Source organism: Micromonospora sp. KC723, assembly GCF_004348595.1.
Classification (GTDB): Bacteria; Actinomycetota; Actinomycetes; order Mycobacteriales; family Micromonosporaceae; genus Micromonospora.
Window position 1 is genome coordinate 1 of the sequence record NZ_SMKD01000012.1, and the last position, 17,172, is coordinate 17,172.

Below are 17,172 nucleotides of genomic sequence, written 5' to 3' on the forward strand. Positions count from 1 at the left end.
CCGCTGGAGTGATCACTGATGCCCGAGCCCGTCATCGCGTCCCACCCCCGCCCGCTGAGCCGCCGGAGCCTGCTGCGCCACACCGCCGCCGTCTCCGCCGGACTGCTCGGCGGGCCGACGGTCCTGTCCTGGCTCGCCGATCCCGCGGTGGCCGCCGCGGCGAAGGCATTCGTCGACGACTACCGGAGCAACACCACCGCCAACCTCACCGTCGACACGAACGCCGCCGTGCGCATCCTCTCCGGGGTGCAGCGGCTGTGGCAGACCGGCCCCACCTGGGACACCGGCGTGCCGCTGGCGCCCGAGGTGCTGCGCGCGAACGTGCGGTACTGCGCCGCCGTGACCGCCGCCCGTACCGAGGCGCAGGCCGCGCGGGCGTTCATCTGCGACCGCCAGCACCAGAGCTACGCGGTGATCGCCGGTCTCGGTGTGCTCGCCGACGTGTACAAGGCCGGGGCGCTCGCGGTCACCAGCATCACCGAGGCGCCGACCGGTACCCCGGCGACCACGGTCAGCGACGCCGTGCCGCCGGACGCGCCACCCGGCTCCGCGATCGGCGCCGGCTCGCCCACCTCGGCGCTGGGCGCGGTCGTCACCCTGGTGAACACCGTGCGCGGCCCGTTCGCCTCCAGCAACCCCAGCAAGTTCGCCGTGCAGTACCCACGCCCCTGGCGGATGACCGAGGAGAGCGAGGTCATCGACACCGGAGCGGTCGACGACCTCGGCTACCCGATCTACCGCAGCGACGTCACCGTCGCGCCGCAGCTGCTGCGCCAGCGTAGCCGCACCCCGGCCGACGACGGCGGCTTCCCCAGTGGCCACACCAACGCGCTGCACCTGGCCGCGCTCGCGTTCGCCTACGCCGTACCCGAACGCTTCCAGGAGTTGGTCACCTGCGCCTTCGACCTGTCGGACACCCGGATCACCGCCGGGATGCACTCGCCGCTGGACGTGGTGGGCGGCCGGGTCCTGGCCACCGCGTTGGCCGCCGCCGCCCTCAACGACCCGGCCAACGCCGAGCTGAAGGTGGCCGCGCGGGAACAGGCCGCCGCGTACCTGCAGGAGCGGACCGGCACCACCGCCGACACCCTCTTCGGGTACGCGCACCGCGCCGACCGCACCGTCGACCCGTACGCCGACCGGACGGCGAACCAGCGGTTGGTCGCCCCGAAGCTGACCTACATCCTGCCCCGGCGGGGCGAGGACGAGCCGCTGACCGTCCCCAGGGGCGCCGAGGTCCTGCTGGAGACCCGCCAGCCGTACCTGACGGCCGACCAGCGGCGCGCGGTGTTGCGCAGCACCGCGTTGCCGGCCGGCTACGCCCTGCTCGACGGGCCCGAGCAGTGGGGCCGGCTCCACCTGTTCGCCGCGGCCGACGGCTACGGCGCGTTCGAGGACGACGTCGACGTCACCCTGGACGCGGCTCGGGGCGGCTTCCACGCGGCCGACACCTGGCGTAACGACATCGGCGGCCCGGGCGGGCTCACCCTGCGCGGCACCGGAACCCTCGGCCTGACCGGCAGGAACCGGTTCCGTGGCGGCGTCCGGGTGCTCGGCGGCACCCTGGACGCCGGTTCGCCGGGCGCGCTCGGCTCCGGTGACGTCGAGGTCCACGCGGCCACGCTGCGGCTGGCCCAGGCCACCGTGCTGCACGGCGACTACCGCCAGCGCGGCGGGGTCCTCGCCGCCGCGGGCTGTCGGGGCGGGCAGGCCGCGCTGACCGTCGCCGGTACGGCCGAGATCGGCCGGGGCACCACCCTGGAGCTGACCGTCGAGGCCGGCGCGCACCTCGTGCCGGTGCTGCGCGCCCGCCGGGTGGTGGGCCGCTTCGACACCATCACGGTACGCACCCCCGGATACCGCGCCGAGCCGGTCTACACCCGCCACGCCGTCCTCGTCCGCGTGCGGCGCGGCTGACCCCCGGTGGTCTTCGGACAATGGTCATGACACCCGGACGCGCCGGCCAGCCGAGCGTCGTGCTGGTCGGCGCGCACGGCTACGGCCGCGGCCACCTGGAGCGGCTGGCGTGCCTGCACGCGGCCGGGCGGCTGCGCCTGATCGGGGTGGCCGATCCGCGGCCACTCGACGCCGCGCAACGCGCGCTGGCCGGTGCCGCCGTCCACCACCGCGACCCGGCCGCGCTCATCGCCACCGTCGAACCGGATCTGGTCGTGATCGCCACGCCGGTGCACACCCACGTCGACCTCGCGCTGCTGGCCCTGCGCGCCGGCGCGCACGTCCTGCTGGAGAAACCGCCGGCGCCCACCCTGGACGGCTTCACCCGGCTGCTCGCGGCCCAGCGCGACACCGGCCGGGTCTGCCAGGTCGGCTTCCAGGCGTTCGGCTCCGCCGCCGTCGGCGAACTCGCCCGGCAGATCCGCGCCGGCGTGCTGGGCCAGGTGCGCCACATCGGGGTCACCGGACTCTGGTGGCGCGACGACGGGTACTGGTCGCGGTCGGCGTGGGCCGGACGGCGGTGGTTGGACGGTCGGCCGGTCAACGACGGCGCCCTGACCAACCCGTTCGCGCACGGGGTGGCCCTGGCGCTGCGGCTGGACGGATCCGGCGGAGATCAGCCGATCGGCGAGGTCGAACTGGACACCTACCGGACCCGCGCCGCCGAGGCCCACGACACCGCCAGCGCCCGCGTCCGCACCGCCCTCGGCACCCCCGTCACGGTCGCCGTCACGCTCTGCGCGCCGGAGCCCGTCGAGCCGGTCGTCGAGGTGTTCGGCAGCGCCGGCACCGCCGTGCTGCGCTACACCGAGGACCGGTTGTGCACCCCGGCCGGCGACAGCACGCATCCCCGCACGGACCTGGTGGAGAACCTGCTCGACCACCTCGCCGACCCGGAGGTGCCGCTGCTGGTCCCGCTGGCGGACACCCTGGCCTTCACCCAGGTCGCCGAGGCGGTCCACCGCAGCCCGGCGCCGGTGGCGGTCGCGCAGGACTCCCTGGCCGACCTGCCGGCGCTGACCCGCCGGGTGGCCACGACCGGCCGGCTGTACCGCGAGCTCGGCGTGGGGTGGGCCCGCGCCGAGGCGTACCGGTGGACCCCACCACCGCCACCACCCACCGGGTGACCGCGACCGGCGACGACGAAGGACCGCACATGCGAATCAGCCAGATCGAGGGCACGGACCTGTTCCTCGGGCCCGAGGACGCGCCACGGCAGGTTGTCCGGGTCACCCTCACCGCCGGCAACCCGAGCCCACCGGCCCGGGTACGCGTCGAGGGGCCCACCGTCCGCACGCCGGAACCGGCCGTCACCGGACCGTTGGCCGCCGGAGAAACGGTGACGGTCGAGGTCGGCGTGCACGTCGCCGCCCCGGCCCCGGAAGGTTCCCGGCACCGGATCACGGCGGTGGCGGAGACCGCGACCGAGCGGGTCACCGCCGACGGCGACCTGCGTGCCGCCGCCACCGGCTGGACCGTGTGGATGATCTCGCACTTCCACTACGACCCGGTCTGGTGGAACACCCAGCGCGGGTTCACCGAGCTGTGGCAGCAGTTGCCCGACGTGCCCGGCGCCGACCGGCTGCGACCGCCGTTCGTCCGGACCGCCTTCGACCTGGTGCGGGCCCACCTCGACGCCGCCCGCCACGACGACGACTACCGGTTCGTCCTGGCCGAGATCGACTATCTCCAGCCGTACTGGAACGTCTTCGTCGACGACCGGGCGGACCTGCGCCGGATGCTGCGCGACGGCCGGATCGAACTGGTGGGCGGCATGTACAACGAGCCCAACACCAACCTGACGCACCCCGAGTCGACCATCCGCAACGCGGTGCACGGCATCGGCTACCAGCGCGACGTGCTGGGGGGCGAACCGCGTAGCGCCTGGATGCTCGACGTGTTCGGCCACGACCCGTCCTTCCCGGGGCTGATGGCCGACGCCGGCCTCACCTCCAGCGTGTGGGCGCGCGGCCCGTTCCACCAGGTCGGGGCCAAGCGGCACACCGGCGACATCACCCGGATGCAGTTCCCCAGCGAGTTCGAGTGGGTGTCTCCCACCGGCCGTGGCCTGCTCACCGCCTACCTGGCCAACCACTACGTGGCCGGCTGGGACATGGAACGCAAGGAGACCCTCGACGAGGCGATGGCCGAGGCGTACGCGCAGTACCGGGAGCTGCGCAAGGTCGCCGCCACCCGCAACGTGCTGCTCCCGGTGGGCCACGACCACAACATCCCGTCCCGGTGGTGCACCGAGATCCACCGCGCCTGGCCACGGCGCTACCAGTGGCCCCGCTTCCGGATGGGCCTGCCCCGCGACTTCTTCGCCGCCGTCCGGGCCGAACTGGCCGGCGGTCCCCGCCCCGGCGGCCGGCCGGTCTCCTCGCAGACCCGGGACATGAACCCGGTCTACACCGGCAAGGACGTCTCCTACATCGACACCAAGCAGGCGCAACGCGCCGCCGAGACGCTGCTGTTGGACGCCGAGCGCCTCGCCACCCTGGCCATGCTGCTCGGCGACCGCTACCCGAGCGAGGCGCTGGACAAGGCCTGGCGGCTGCTCGCCTACGGCGCCCACCACGACGCCGTCACCGGCACCGAGTCCGACCAGGTCTACCTCGATCTGCTGGCCGGCTGGCGGGAGGCGTACGAGCTGGCCGACACGGCCTGGCGGGGGGCCGTCGGCGCGCTCGCGGACAACGCCGACACCGCCGGCGACGGCCGCGCCCTGCTGGTGGTCAACTCGCTGTCCTGGGCCCGGGACGGGATCACCCGGGCCCGGCTGCGCTATCCCACGCCCGGCCCGGCCGCGGTGGTCGTCCGCGACGACGACGGCGCCGCGTTGCCCGCGGTGGCCGAGGGCTTGACCCGCCACGACGACGGCAGCATCGCGGAGATCGAGCTGTCGATCCCGGCTCGCGACGTGCCGGCGTTGGGTTACCGGGTGCTCCGCGTCACCGAGGCCGGCACCGCACCGGCGGTCACCGGATGGACGGCCGCCGCCGGCGCCCACTCGATCAGCAACGCCGCGTTCCGGGTCGACGCCGACCCGCGCCGGGGCGGCGCGCTCAGCCGCATCCTCGACCGCCGCACCGGCCGGGAACTGCTGCGCCCGGACGGGCTCGGCGGCGAACTGGTCGTCCAGGACGAGTACCCGGAGCATCCCCACCACGGGGAGGGCCCCTGGCACCTGCTGCCGACCGGGCCGGGCCGCGACTTCGGCGGCCCCGCCGAGGTACGGGTCGAGCAGAGCGCCGCCGGCAGCCGGTTGGTCACCGTCGCCGCCCTCGACGACCTGCGGGTCACCCGCGAGGTCACCCTCTGGCACGACACCGACCGGATCGACTTCCGCACCCTCGTCGACGGGTCCATCGGCCGCGACCGGCTGCTCCGGGTCCGGTTCGACCTCGCCCTGCCCGGCGCACTGCCGGTCGCGGAGGTCGGGTTCGCGGCCATCGGCCGCCCGTTCGGGTTCCCCGAGGCCGACACCGCGCAGCACCTCTGGACCCTGGACAACCCCGCGCACACCTGGGCCGGTCTGTCGTCGGCCGCCCGGATCCGGTTGCACGACGCGGACGGCGGCGTCCACCAGCACGCCATCGGCGTCGCCGAACTCGTCGCCGACGACGACCCGGAGCACACCGCCCGGGTACGTGGGCTGCTCACCGCGTTGGCCCGGCAGGGTGTCACCGCCAGCCGTACCTATCCGGGCGGGCCGCGCTACGGGGCGCTGGACGCCGATTCGAACCTGCCCGACGTGCGGATCGTGCTCGGCGCGCAGAACCCGTTCGCCGAGGCCGTCCTCGCGGCGGCCGGTGACACCTACCGTGCCGTGCTGGCCGCGACCGGGCGGGTGTTCGTCCCGGCGGCCCGGCCCCGCTCGCAGGTCTGGGTTCCGGGCGCGGACCTGCGCGGCCCGCGCGACCTGCCGGTGCTCATCGTCGCCGCCGCCGACCTCGGCCAGGCCGTCGACTCCCTCGCCGAGGATCTCGACGACGCGACGATCGAGGTGCGTCAACCGGCGCGACTGGCCGGCGCCGACGATCCGCTCACCGACTACTCGGTGGCCCTGGTCAACCACGGTACGCCCAGCTATGTGGCGCACCACGACGGCACGCTCCACCTGTCACTGATGCGGGCCTGTACCGGCTGGCCGAGCGGAGTCTGGATCGACGGGCCCCGCCGCGGCACCCCCGACGGGGCCGGGTTCGCCCTGCAACACTGGAGCCACACCTTCCGGTACAGCCTGCTCGCCGGGCCCGGTGACTGGCGGCGGGCCGGCTTCGTGCGCGCCGCGCAGGAACTGAACCACCGGCTGCGGGCCGAGAGCGTCCCGGCGGCATCCGGCCCGCTGCCCCGGGCGGCCAGCCTGGGGTCGGTCGAACCCGACACGGTCGTCCTCTCCGCGCTCAAGCCACGCGGCAACCCGGTCGCCGCCGGTCAACCCGGTGCGGTCGACCCGGCGAACGGCCTCACCCTGCGTCTCTACGAGTCGGCCGGCTCGCCGACACCGGCCCGGGTCCGGCTGTACGGCGGGTTGTGCGACCCGGCCGTCACCGACGTGGTCGAACAGGGCCTGGCGGTGTCGGCGGGGCAGCCGCCGGTCGGCCTCGACGGCGACGACCTGACCGTCGAGCTCAGCGCGACCGACGTGGTCACCCTGGCGGCGTTGCCGGCGCGGTCCGGGGTTGCCCGGCTGGCCCCGGCCGGGCGCGGCCAGCCGGTCACCGAGGTGGCGCAGCCCGTCTTCACCCGCTACTGGTTGCACAACAAGGGGCCCGCACCGGTGGGCAACCTTCCCGTCAGCGTGCACGTGCATCCCACGACGGCCCTGCTGCCGGGTCCGGGGGCGACGGCCCCGCTCCGGGTCACCGTGGGCTCCGCGACCGTCGCCACGGCCGGGTCGGTCGAGCTCGACGTGCCCGCGGGCCTGGCGGTGACCCCGGCCGGCCCGCACCGTTACACCCTCGAACCCGGCGAGTACCAGCACGTCGACCTCCGTGTCACCGCCGTCGACGCCCGGCCCGGACGGCACTTCCTGGCCGCGCGGATCCGGGACGGGTTGGGTCAGGTCCTCGAGGATGTCCTGACCGTCACCGTGGCTGCTGACCCCACCCGGGTCGAGGACCCGGCGGCGGGGGAGCCCCCGGCCCACGTCGACGCGGTGCTGGAACCGGCCGAGTTGGCGGTGACGGCCGGGACCAGCGGGACGCTCACCCTGCGGCTGCACAACCGTGCCGCCGGTGCGGTTCGCGGCGAGGCCGAACTGCTCAGCCCGTACGGCACCTGGGGCGGACCGGACGACGACCTGTCGACCGTCCCGTGGACCCAGGGGTTCGAGCTGCCCTCGGGAGGCAGCGGCACGCTCGACTTCACGGTGCGCGCACCGGCCGGCGCCCGGCCCGGGGGCCAGTGGTGGGCCCTGGCCAGGATCACCAGCTTCGGGCAGGTCTGCTACACCCCGGCCGTCCTGCTGACCGTCGCGCCGGCCAGCCCCGCCGAGCCCGGGGGCAGGACCTGAGCGCGGGACCGGACGGGTCACCGGGGTAGCAGCCGCTCCAGGCCGCGACCCAGGCGGGAGTGCGGGTCGCGCACCGAGGGGAGCTGAACGACCATCAGGTGTCCCCGCCGCGTCCGGTGACGCCAGCGGGTGCGGTTCCGGTGCCGCCAGACGTGCAGGTCGACCACGGCGCTGCCGACGCGTAGCCCGTTCAGGCGCAGTTCGGGCAGCCAGTCGGGCAGGTGGGGGTCGAGCAGCAGCAGGTGGGCGGGGGCGAACGGGCGCAGGCTGAGCAGTGCCTGGACCATCAGCACGACCGCGCTGGCGGACCAGGACTGCGGGGCGTTGGCCTTCGGGTAGACGCCCGGGTGCGGGTGGTCCGCGTCGCGGGCCAGCCCACCGACGGCCTCCGGGACGCGGTGGGCGGGGAACAGCTCGGCGAGGTCGAAGAAGCCGCGGGCGAGGCGGTGCAGTTCCGGCCAGCAGCCGTAGCGGCTGAAGCCGGCGGCGATGCTCGCCTGTTCGACGGCCCAGACGCTGCCGAGGTGGTAGCTGAACGGGTGGTAGGCGGGATTCTCGGTGCTCAGGGTGCGGATGCCCCAACCGGAGAACATGTCGGGCCGCATGAGCCGCCGCGCCACCCGTTGCCCCTGCCCCGGGGTGGCGACGGCGGAGAGCAGCAGGTGTCCGGCGTTGCTCGACACGACCCGCAGCAGTTGGCCGGCCGGCCCCAGCCCGAGGGCGTACACGTCGAGGTCGTCGAGCCAGAGCCGCTGGTTGATGCGTCGTCGCAGGCGGGCGGCCTGGCCCAGCAGCCGGGCGGCCTGGACGCGGTCGCCCGCGGCGACGAGGACGGGGACGATGTTGCGTAGCGCGCCGTACCAGTAGGCCTGTAGCTCGCAGGTGGCGATCGGGTCCTTCTGTTCGCGGCCGTCGGCGTCGACGATGGCGTCGGGGGCGTCCTTCCAGCCCTGGTGACGCACTCCCCGTGGGGCGCGTTGCCGGTACTCGAGCAGCCCGTCGCGGTCGAGGTCGCCGTAGCGGTCCAGCCAGGTCAGAGCGCGTCGCGCCGCGGGAAGCAGCGCCAGCGCGGTGGCGGTGTCGGCGGTCCACGCGTGGTACTGCCCCAGCATGGCGACGTAGTCGACGGGGGTGGCGTAGTCACCGTAGTAGCGGTCGAACGGGTTCTCGCCGAGCACGGAGGAGGGCGGGTCGCCGGCCTGGTGGATCATGGCGCCGGGTTCCTCGTCGCGCCAGTCGTCGATCCGGGTGCCCTGGAGGGCGGCGTTGGCCCGCAGCGCATCGCGTAGCGGGCTGCGCAGGGCGAGCAGCGCCTGCCACCCGGTGGCCAGCGTGTCACGGCCGAAGAACTGGTCGTACAGCGGGACGCCGGCGATCAACGCCGCCGGTCCTTCGGGCTGACCGAGGGCGAGGCTGGCCAGGTCCGTGATCGCGGTGTCCCAGGTCCGCTGCACTCCGGGGTCGCTGACGCGCAACTCGGGCAGGTCGTCGCCGAGGCGTGCGGCGACGGCGTCGGCCGGCGAGCCGACGGTGAAACGCCCCGGGCCGGGGGCGTGCTCCCGGCCGTCGAGGATCGCGGCCACGCTGATCTCCACCCGGCGGCGACCGCGTGCGGGCACCGACAGCGACAGCCGAAGGGCGTCGTCGTGCCAGTCGCAGTCGACCTCGGTCTCCACCCGCACCCGCACGGCGCGCTCCAGGTGGGAATGGTCGAGGCGCAACCGCACCTGCCGACGCGCCGGTTCCCAGTCGACGGCGGTGCCGCCGAGACGCTGCGGGTTGCCGGCGTCGGCTTCGGCGGGGCCGCTGAAGTCCGCCGCGAGGTGCACCCCGAGGGTCAGCGACCGGTGCTCGTGGCTGTGGTTGACGATGTCGGCGCGCAGCCGCAGGCCGCCGTCGAGGAACGCGCCGAGTTCGAGGTGGATGGCGCTGGCCTCGCGGTAGACGTCGGACTCGCGCCGGGCGGTGGCGTCGGGTGCCTCCGCGTAGGCCAGCATGGCGTCGGGGCCGACGTCGCTGACCGCGAACGGCGCCACGGGGTGCCCGTCGACGCTCCAGGTGAGCCGGGACAGCAGGCGGCTGTTGTGGACGTACAGGCCCTCTGCGCCCTCGCCGGTCACCAGCCCGAGCGGGTCGGTGACCAGCATGGTCCCTTCCCGGTAGACGAACCGCTGGTGGGGGCGGGTGCGTAGCTCCATGGCGTCACCGTCCTCGTCGGCGCAGGGCGGCCACGGCGAGCAGCGCGGCGCCGGCGGCCAGGGCCCGCAGGCGGTGCGGGTGGTGTTCGAGGACGCTGGTGTAGAGGCTGGTTGACTTGGCGTGCTGCCCGAACGCGCCGTCGGTGCTGCCGGGGCCGACGCTCGGGGTGAAGAGGTTGTCGGCGTCGTCGTCGGGGCGGTCGGAGTGTTGTTTGTCCACGACCCTGCCGGCCCGGAGCAGCACGGCGCCGGTCAGCCGGGGTGCGGCCCGGTGCACCAGTTCGAGCAGTTTCGCGCCGCTGCCGACCAGCGTCCGGGGCTGGGGGTGGACGATGGCGTGCCGCACCGCCTCGGCGACCACCCGGGGTTGGTAGATCGGTGGGATCGGCTGTGGCAGCACCCCGAGCTTCGAGCGGGCGTGCCGGAACAGCGGGGTGTTGACCGACGACGGCAGCAGGGTGCTGACGGTGATCGGGCTGCCGTCGTGTTCCAATTCCATGCGCAGCGACTCGGCGAAGCCGAGGACGCCGTGTTTGGCGGCCACGTACGCCGCCTGGAGCGGCACCGCCTGCACGGACAGGCCGCTGGCGACGTTGACGATGCCCCCCTCGCCCTGGGCGCGCATCTGGTCGAGGGCGGCCTTCATCCCGTACACCTGTCCGAGCAGGATCACCTGGATCGCCCGGGTGATCTCCTCGGGTGTCAGCTGGTGGACCCGGCCGTAGAGGGAGGTGGCCGCGCAGTTGACCCAGGTGTCGATCCGCCCGTACCGCCGCACGGCGGTGGTGGCCAGTTGGCGCACCTGGTCCCACTCGGCGACGTCGGTGGGGCAGACCAGGGCGGTGCCGCCGAGGCGGGTCACCTCGTCGTGCAGGGTGTCCAGCGCCGCGGTGTTGCGGGCGGCCAGCACCACCGTGGCGTGCTGCTCGGCCAGCAGCAGCGCGGTCTCCCGGCCGATCCCCGACGACGCGCCGGTGATGACCACGACCTGCTCGGGCAGTGAGCGGGGCACGACGCACTTCCTTCCTGGAAGGCCGGCGCAGGTGTCGAACCCTGCCGCTGGCGGTCTTCACGTCGTCGGGTTCCTCCTGGTGGCGCCCGGTTGTCCGCCCGGTGACTTCCCCGCTGCCGGTCGGACACACCAGTGAGCCGGACGATCCGGTGCGACCAGCCCGGGAAGAGGGAACGGTGCCCGGTGGGCCGCGACCGGGCTCACCAATCGCGGCATGTCGCGGTATTCCATGTTCCGAAGCCGCACAATGCCGCAAGCCGCCTCGTGCAACCGTGGGCGGCGCGCGGATGGGGGTCCATGACTCTGCGCGAGGCGCTGACCAGGCCCTTGACGTGGTCAGATGTGGTGGTTAACACTCTCGCAACCACTGCGTCACGGAGACGAGGCACTGTGGCGGCCGCTGGGGGGCGGCGCCACGCGACGGTGTGCCCCGCCTCGGCGCGGCATCCCTGCTCGTCCTAGAGAAGGGGCGATATGCTCCCCAGATTGTTAGCGCTAACATCGCATCGGCGGGTCGGTTCCCGTCTTCTGCCCGTCAGCGCCATCGCCACCCCGCGCCGACGCCGCGTCGCCGGTCTGCGTGCCGCCCTGTCCCTCGTGCTCGTCGCCGGCGGACTGGTCGCCACCGCACCGGCGCAGGCGGCGGAGGTGACCAACGGCCTCGTGCTGCGGTACAAGCTCGACGAGACCTCCGGCACGGTCGCCGTCGACTCCTCCGGCAATGGCCGAAACGGTACGGTCAACGGCACCGCCACGTGGGGCGGCACCGACGGGCTGGCCTTCGACGGCAGCAGCACCTACATCCAGGCGCCGAACAACATCATGGCGGGGTTGAACTCGATCAGCGTCGCGTTCGACGTCTTCGTCGACACCACCCAGGGCACGCCGTACTTCCTGTACGGGTTCGGCAACGTCAGCGGGACCCGGGGCAACGGCTACCTGTTCACCACCGGCGACGAGTTCCGTACCGCGATCTCCAACTCGTACTGGGTGGGGGAGCAGAGCACCCGGCCCTCGCCCTCGGGCAACCTGGCCCGCGGCGTGTGGAAGCACGTCACGTACACCCAGACCGGCACCACCGGCGTCCTGTACGAGGACGGCGTGGAGGTCGGCCGCAACACCTCCGTGACGCTCACCCCCGGCTCCATCGGCAACGGCACCACCACCGCCGACTACATCGGCCGTTCGCTGTACTCGGCGGACAAGTTCTTCAAGGGCAGGATGCGGGACTTCCGCGTCTACAACCGAGCCCTGAGCGCGGCCGAGGTGGCGCAGGTCGCCCAGTCCGCCGACCAGAAGACCGCGGACGCCGCCGCGGCGGCGCTCGTCGTCCGCAACATCAACGACGTACGCGGAAACCTGACCCTGCCCACCACCGGCGCCGACGGCACCACGGTGAGCTGGTCGTCGAGCAACCCGCAGGTCATCACCACCACCGGCGAGGTCACCCGGCCGGCCACCGGCGCGGCGAGTGCCACGGTGACATTGACCGCGACGGTGACGAAGAACGCGGCGGTCTCCACCCGGACCCTCACCGCCACGGTGCCCCCGCTGCCCGCCGCCGAGCCGTTCAGGGGCTACCTGTTCAGCTACTTCGCCCCAAGCGAGCAGGTCTACTTCGGGCTCAGCGAGGGCAACGACCCGCTCAACTACCGACAGTTGAACAACGGCAACCCGGTGCTGGTCTCCAACCTCGGCGAACAGGGTGCCCGGGACCCGTACATCGTCCGCTCGCCCGAGGGCGACAGGTTCTACCAGATCGCCACCGACCTGAAGGTCGCCAACTGGGACACCGCGCAGCGCACCGGCAGCAAGTCGATCCTCGTGTGGGAGTCGACCGACCTGGTGAACTGGAGCCCGCCCCGGCTGGTGAAGGTCTCCCCGGACACGGCCGGCAACACCTGGGCTCCGGAGGCGTACTGGGACGACACGATCGGCGCGTACGTGGTCTTCTGGGCCTCGAAGATCTATGCCGAGAGCGACCCGAACCACACCGCGAACACCTACAACAAGATGCTGTACGCGACCACCCGCGACTTCTACACCTTCAGCGAGCCGAAGATCTGGGTGGACCCGGGCTACTCGGTGATCGACTCGACCGTGCTCAAGCACAACGGCAGCTACTACCGGTTCACCAAGGACGAGCGCAACAACACCTCGTCCACGCCGTGCAGCAAGTTCATCATCGAGCAGAAGTCGACCACGCTGCGCAACCTGAGCTGGGACTTCGTCAAGGACTGCATCGGCCGGCCGTCGATCAAGGCGGGCGAGGGGCCACTGGTGTTCAAGTCGAACACCGAGGACAAGTGGTACCTGTTCATCGACGAGTTCGTCGACCGGGGCTACGTCCCGTTCGAGTCCACCGACCCGGCCTCCGGGAACTGGACGTTGTCGACCAACTACTCGATGCCGGGCAAGCCGCGCCACGGCACCGTGCTGCCGGTGACGGCCGCCGAGTACAACCGCCTGCTCGACGCGTACCAGCCGAACCAGCACGCGGTAAGCGCGCAGAACGTGTCGGCGACCACCGGGGTCAACCAGGCGCCGGTCCTGCCGGCCACGGTTCCGGCGACCTTCGCCGACGGCTCGACCGGCGCGAACCAGGTGACCTGGGACGCGGTGCCGGCCTCGGCGTACGCGCAGGTCGGCACGTTCACCGTGCAGGGCACCCCGATCGGCAACGCCAACCTGCGGGTCACCGCGACGGTCACCGTGCGGTCCCAGCCGGTGTCGCACCTGCTGCTGCACTACAGGTTCGACGAGGGCAGTGGCACCGTCGTCCAGGACTCCTCGGGACGCGGGTTCAACGGCACGTACAACCGGGCCCCGGCGTGGGGGACCGGCGTGCAGGGCGGCTCGTTCAAGATGGCCGGCGGCGCGGGCAACTCCAGCACGGCTCCGTACGTCACCATCCCCAACGGTGTGCTCAACGGGGTCGGCAGCACCACCGTGTCGTACTGGGTGAAGTGGAACGCCTCGACCACGATCAACCAGTGGATCTGCGCGCTCGGGCCGGACACCACCCGGTACCTGTTCACCACGCCCCGCAGCGGCGCCGGGCTGTTGCGCACAGCGATCACCACAGCCGGCAATCGGGGCGAGTCCTCCCTGGTGCACAACGCGGCGCTGCCGGGCGACAGTTGGCAGCACGTCGCGGTGACCCTCGACGCGGTCACCAAGACCGCGACGATGTATCTCAACGGCGCCGCGATCGCCACCGCGACCGGAGTCGGCGTCCAGGCGGCTGATCTGTTCGACCCGACGAAGGGCTTCAGCGGCTACATCGGCAGGTCGCTGTACCCGGCGGACCCGTACTTCTCCGGCGAGGTCGACAACTTCCGGATCTACGGCACCGCCCTGTCGGCGTCCGAGGTCGCCGCACTGGCCGGTAGCAACGGCTGAGCCGACGGAAGTCCACCTCCCGGGCGGCGGCCCGGCACCGCAACACCGGTGCCGGGCCGCTGGCCCGCTCCGGCGCCGGGGGCGGCTACTGCACGCGACGGGTGGCGCGCAGGCTGGTGACGGTGACGATGGTCAGGATGCCGACGATGACCAGGAGCGAGACCTCGGTGGGGATCTCCGGGACGTTCTTCCAGATGCCGTGCGCCCAGTGCAGGCCGAGCTTGACGCCGATGAACGCCAGGATGACGGCCAGGCCGTAGGTGAGGTGCACCAACCGGCTCAGCGCCGCGTACAGCACGAAGTACAGCGCCCGCAGGCCGAGCAGGGCGAAGGCGTTGGTGGCGAAGACGAGGTACGGGTCTTCGGTGATGCCGTACACGGCGGGCACCGAGTCGATGGCGAAGACCACGTCGGTGGAGAGGACGGCGACCACCACGAGGGCCATCGGGGTGAGCGTCCACCTGCCGTCGTGCCGGATGACCATCTTCGTGCCGTGGTACTCGTTGACCACGGGCATGAACCGACGCAGCAGGCGCACCGAGCGCATGCTGCCGATGTCCACCGTCTGTTCGTGCCCGGTAAACGCGTCGCGCAACAGCTTGGCCGCGGTGAACAGCAGGATCAACGCGAAGACCAGGAATGCGAAGTCGAGGGTCTGCAACGCCGCGTGGCCCAGGGCGATGAACACGCCCCGCAGCACCAGCGCGCCGGTGATGCCGAACAGCAGCACCCGCTGGGCGAGCACGCTCGGCACCGCGAAGGCGGCCAGCAGCAGCATGAAGACGAAGAGGTTGTCGACCGACAGCGACTTCTCGACCAGGTAGCCGGTGAGGTAGTCGAAGCCCCGGTCCGAGCCGAACCGCGACCAGATCCAGGCGCCGAAGACCAGCGGCAGTGCGATGTAGAAGGCGGACCAGCCCAGCGCCTCCTTCAGCGACACCTCGTGCGGGCGGCGGGTGACCACGAAGTCGAGCACCAGCAGGGCGATCACACCGGCGATGGTCACCGCCCAGAGCGACGGCGTGCTCACCGACTCGACGCCGGCAGCCGCGTACGACAGGTCGGGCACGAATCCTCCTCGAACACCGAGTCATGTTCGAGGTCTGCGTGACCCACGTTTCGTGGGCAACCACTCGAGGCACACCCGGGGCGCACCGTACTGACCGGCATGGTTCGCGGGAAGTACTCCCTCGTGCTGACCAGGTTAGGACAACCGGCTCCGGATCCGCACCAAGCGCGGCGCCGAACCAGGCCGAACGGCAGCCCACGCACGCGACCGGTCGCGGATCCTGGCGGACACCGACCGGCCGGGACCCACTACCCCGGCAGTGCTGCTCGGCGTCCCGAGGCCACCCCGGCCACGGCGAGGACGGAGAGCAGGACGAGGGCGCAGGCCGGACCGAGTACGGTCCAGGGCGCCAGCTCCGCGTACGGCTGGTTCTCCAGCAGCAGGCGCCCCCACTCCGGGGTGGGTGGCTGCTCGCCCAGGCCGAGGAAGCCGAGAGAGGCCAGCACGAGGACCGTGGTGGGCAGGCGCAGCAGGGCGTTGCGCAGCACGGCGGGCAGCACCGCGGGCAGCAGGTGGCGGCGCAGCAGATGCGCCGGCCCGGCGCCGAGCGAGATCGACGCGTGCAGGTGTCCGCTCGCCCGTTCCTGCTCCAGCAGGGCCGCGGCCTGCGCGGCGTAGGGGGTCCAGCCGACCACGCACACCGCGCCGGCGGCGCCCCACACCGACGGTCCGGTGACCGCCGTCGTCAGCAGTCCGACCAGGACGGCCGGCAGAGTCGACATCACCTCGGTCAGGCCCGCGCTGACCTTGCCCGCCGTGGCGAGCAGCAGCCCGATCAGGGTGCTGACCGCCGTCACCGCGACGGCCACGCCCGCCGTGCGCACCGCGCCGTGGCCGAGGCGGGCCAGGAGGTCACGGCCGAGTGCGTCCGTGCCCAACGGGTGCGCGGCGGAGGGAGGCAGCAGGCGGGCCGCCGTGTCCACCTGCAGGGGGTCGCGCAGCAGCCCGGCCACGACCAGCGTGAGCAGGGCGAGCGCGCAGCATCCGGCGGCCCAGCGGGTGGAGCGTGAGCGCGACAGGGCCGGCGCGTGCAGGGCGGGCAGAGCCCCGTCCCGCAGGGCGGGACCGAGGAGGGCGCGGCGCACGGCCTGGATGAGCAGTCCGGCGGCGACGCCGAGCAGGACGAGGACCAGGGTCGCGGTCTGCAGCGGTGGGAGATCCTGAGCCACGGCGGCGTCCAGCGCGAGCCGGCCGAGCCCCGGTATGTTGAAGATCTTCTCCACCGCGACCGCGCCGCCGACCAGGGCGACGACGGTCGGCAGGAGCTGGGGCAGCACCCCGGCCAGCGTGCGACGCAGCGCGTGTCGGGCCAGGTAGCCGGGCGGGAACCCAAAGCCGTGCCAGGTCCGTACCCAGGGTTCGTTGAGGGTGGCGGGCAGCGCCTGGTCGAGCAGGCCACCGATCATCGCCCCGGACGGTACGCCGAGGGCGAGCGCGGGCAGCACCATCGACCCTGGTCCCTCCCAGCCGCTGGACGGGAACCAGCCCAGCCACACCCCGAAAAGGGTGGCGAGCAGGGAGGCGAGGAGGAACTTGGGCAGCGCGGCGACAGCGGCGGCCCCGGTGCCCGCCCGTCCCTGCCGCAGCCGCCGCCGGGACCCGAGGTACAGGGTGCGGGCGCTGACCAGCGCGGCCACCACGATGGTGACCACGAACGCGCCGAACATCAGCGTGACGGAGACCGCCAGGGCAGCCGCCACCTGGGGCAGGACCGGTTCGCCGGACACCCAGGAGGTGCCCGCGTCGCCGTACGGCAGCCCGCCGAGCCAGGTCGCGAGATGTCTGAGCGGCCCCTCGTCCAGGCCCAGTTGTTCCCGTACGGCGGCCAGCTGCGCCGGAGTGGGATCCTGGTCGGCGGAGCGGGCCCGCAGGACCGTCAGCGCGGGGTCGGTCCCCGACAACCAGGGCAGCAGGGCGACGGCCGCCAGCAGGGCGGTCCCGGCGGCGGCGCGGCCGACACCCGCGCGCCACCGGGCCGAGCGGGCGTCGGCGTCAGTCGACGGGGCGCTGCTCATCC

Annotated in this window: 8 protein-coding genes; 4 read left to right on the forward strand and 4 right to left on the reverse strand. The window is 73.1% G+C overall.

The window, feature by feature from the left end; translation table 11 throughout:
- The first annotated feature begins 18 nt into the window (after positions 1–18).
- Genes E1165_RS05035 through E1165_RS05045 form a run of 3 tightly spaced genes read left to right on the forward strand, consistent with a single transcriptional unit; the run spans position 19 to position 7,474 of the window.
- Positions 19–1,917: a phosphatase PAP2 family protein gene (locus E1165_RS05035; protein WP_132388188.1), complete on the forward strand. Its 1,899-nt coding sequence runs from the start codon at positions 19–21 to the stop codon at positions 1,915–1,917.
- A gap of 26 nt (positions 1,918–1,943) precedes the next feature.
- Entirely contained in the window at positions 1,944–3,083 is a 1,140-nt protein-coding gene (locus tag E1165_RS05040; RefSeq protein ID WP_165945141.1) for a Gfo/Idh/MocA family protein, read from the forward strand.
- Positions 3,050–7,474 (forward strand): glycoside hydrolase family 38 C-terminal domain-containing protein, encoded by a 4,425-nt coding sequence (locus E1165_RS05045; RefSeq protein ID WP_207916578.1) that lies wholly within the window; start codon positions 3,050–3,052, stop codon positions 7,472–7,474. Before E1165_RS05040 ends, E1165_RS05045 begins: the two co-directional genes overlap by 34 nt.
- 17 nt (positions 7,475–7,491) lie before the next feature.
- On the opposite strand, the gene E1165_RS05050 is transcribed toward E1165_RS05045, so the two are convergent.
- Together E1165_RS05050 and E1165_RS05055 are read right to left on the reverse strand one after the other, a co-directional pair.
- On the reverse strand, positions 7,492–9,672 hold the full coding sequence (locus tag E1165_RS05050; RefSeq protein ID WP_132388192.1) for a glycogen debranching N-terminal domain-containing protein: 2,181 nt from the start codon (positions 9,670–9,672) through the stop codon (positions 7,492–7,494).
- A 4-nt stretch (positions 9,673–9,676) separates the two neighbouring features.
- Complete coding sequence (locus E1165_RS05055) at positions 9,677–10,684, reverse strand: SDR family oxidoreductase (RefSeq protein WP_132388194.1); 1,008 nt, start codon at positions 10,682–10,684, stop codon at positions 9,677–9,679.
- A gap of 486 nt (positions 10,685–11,170) precedes the next feature.
- Between E1165_RS05055 and E1165_RS05060 the strand changes: the two genes are divergently transcribed.
- Complete coding sequence (locus E1165_RS05060) at positions 11,171–14,086, forward strand: LamG-like jellyroll fold domain-containing protein (RefSeq protein WP_207916581.1); 2,916 nt, start codon at positions 11,171–11,173, stop codon at positions 14,084–14,086.
- Positions 14,087–14,171: 85 nt separating this feature from the next.
- Here E1165_RS05060 and E1165_RS05065 read toward each other — a convergent pair whose 3' ends face one another.
- On the reverse strand, positions 14,172–15,155 hold the full coding sequence (locus E1165_RS05065) for a TerC/Alx family metal homeostasis membrane protein (RefSeq protein ID WP_132388198.1): 984 nt from the start codon (positions 15,153–15,155) through the stop codon (positions 14,172–14,174).
- A 248-nt stretch (positions 15,156–15,403) separates the two neighbouring features.
- The gene (locus tag E1165_RS05070) at positions 15,404–17,170 is read right to left on the reverse strand and encodes an ABC transporter permease subunit (protein WP_132388200.1); all 1,767 of its coding nucleotides are present in this window, start codon (positions 17,168–17,170) and stop codon (positions 15,404–15,406) included.
- Positions 17,171–17,172: the final 2 nt, after the last annotated feature.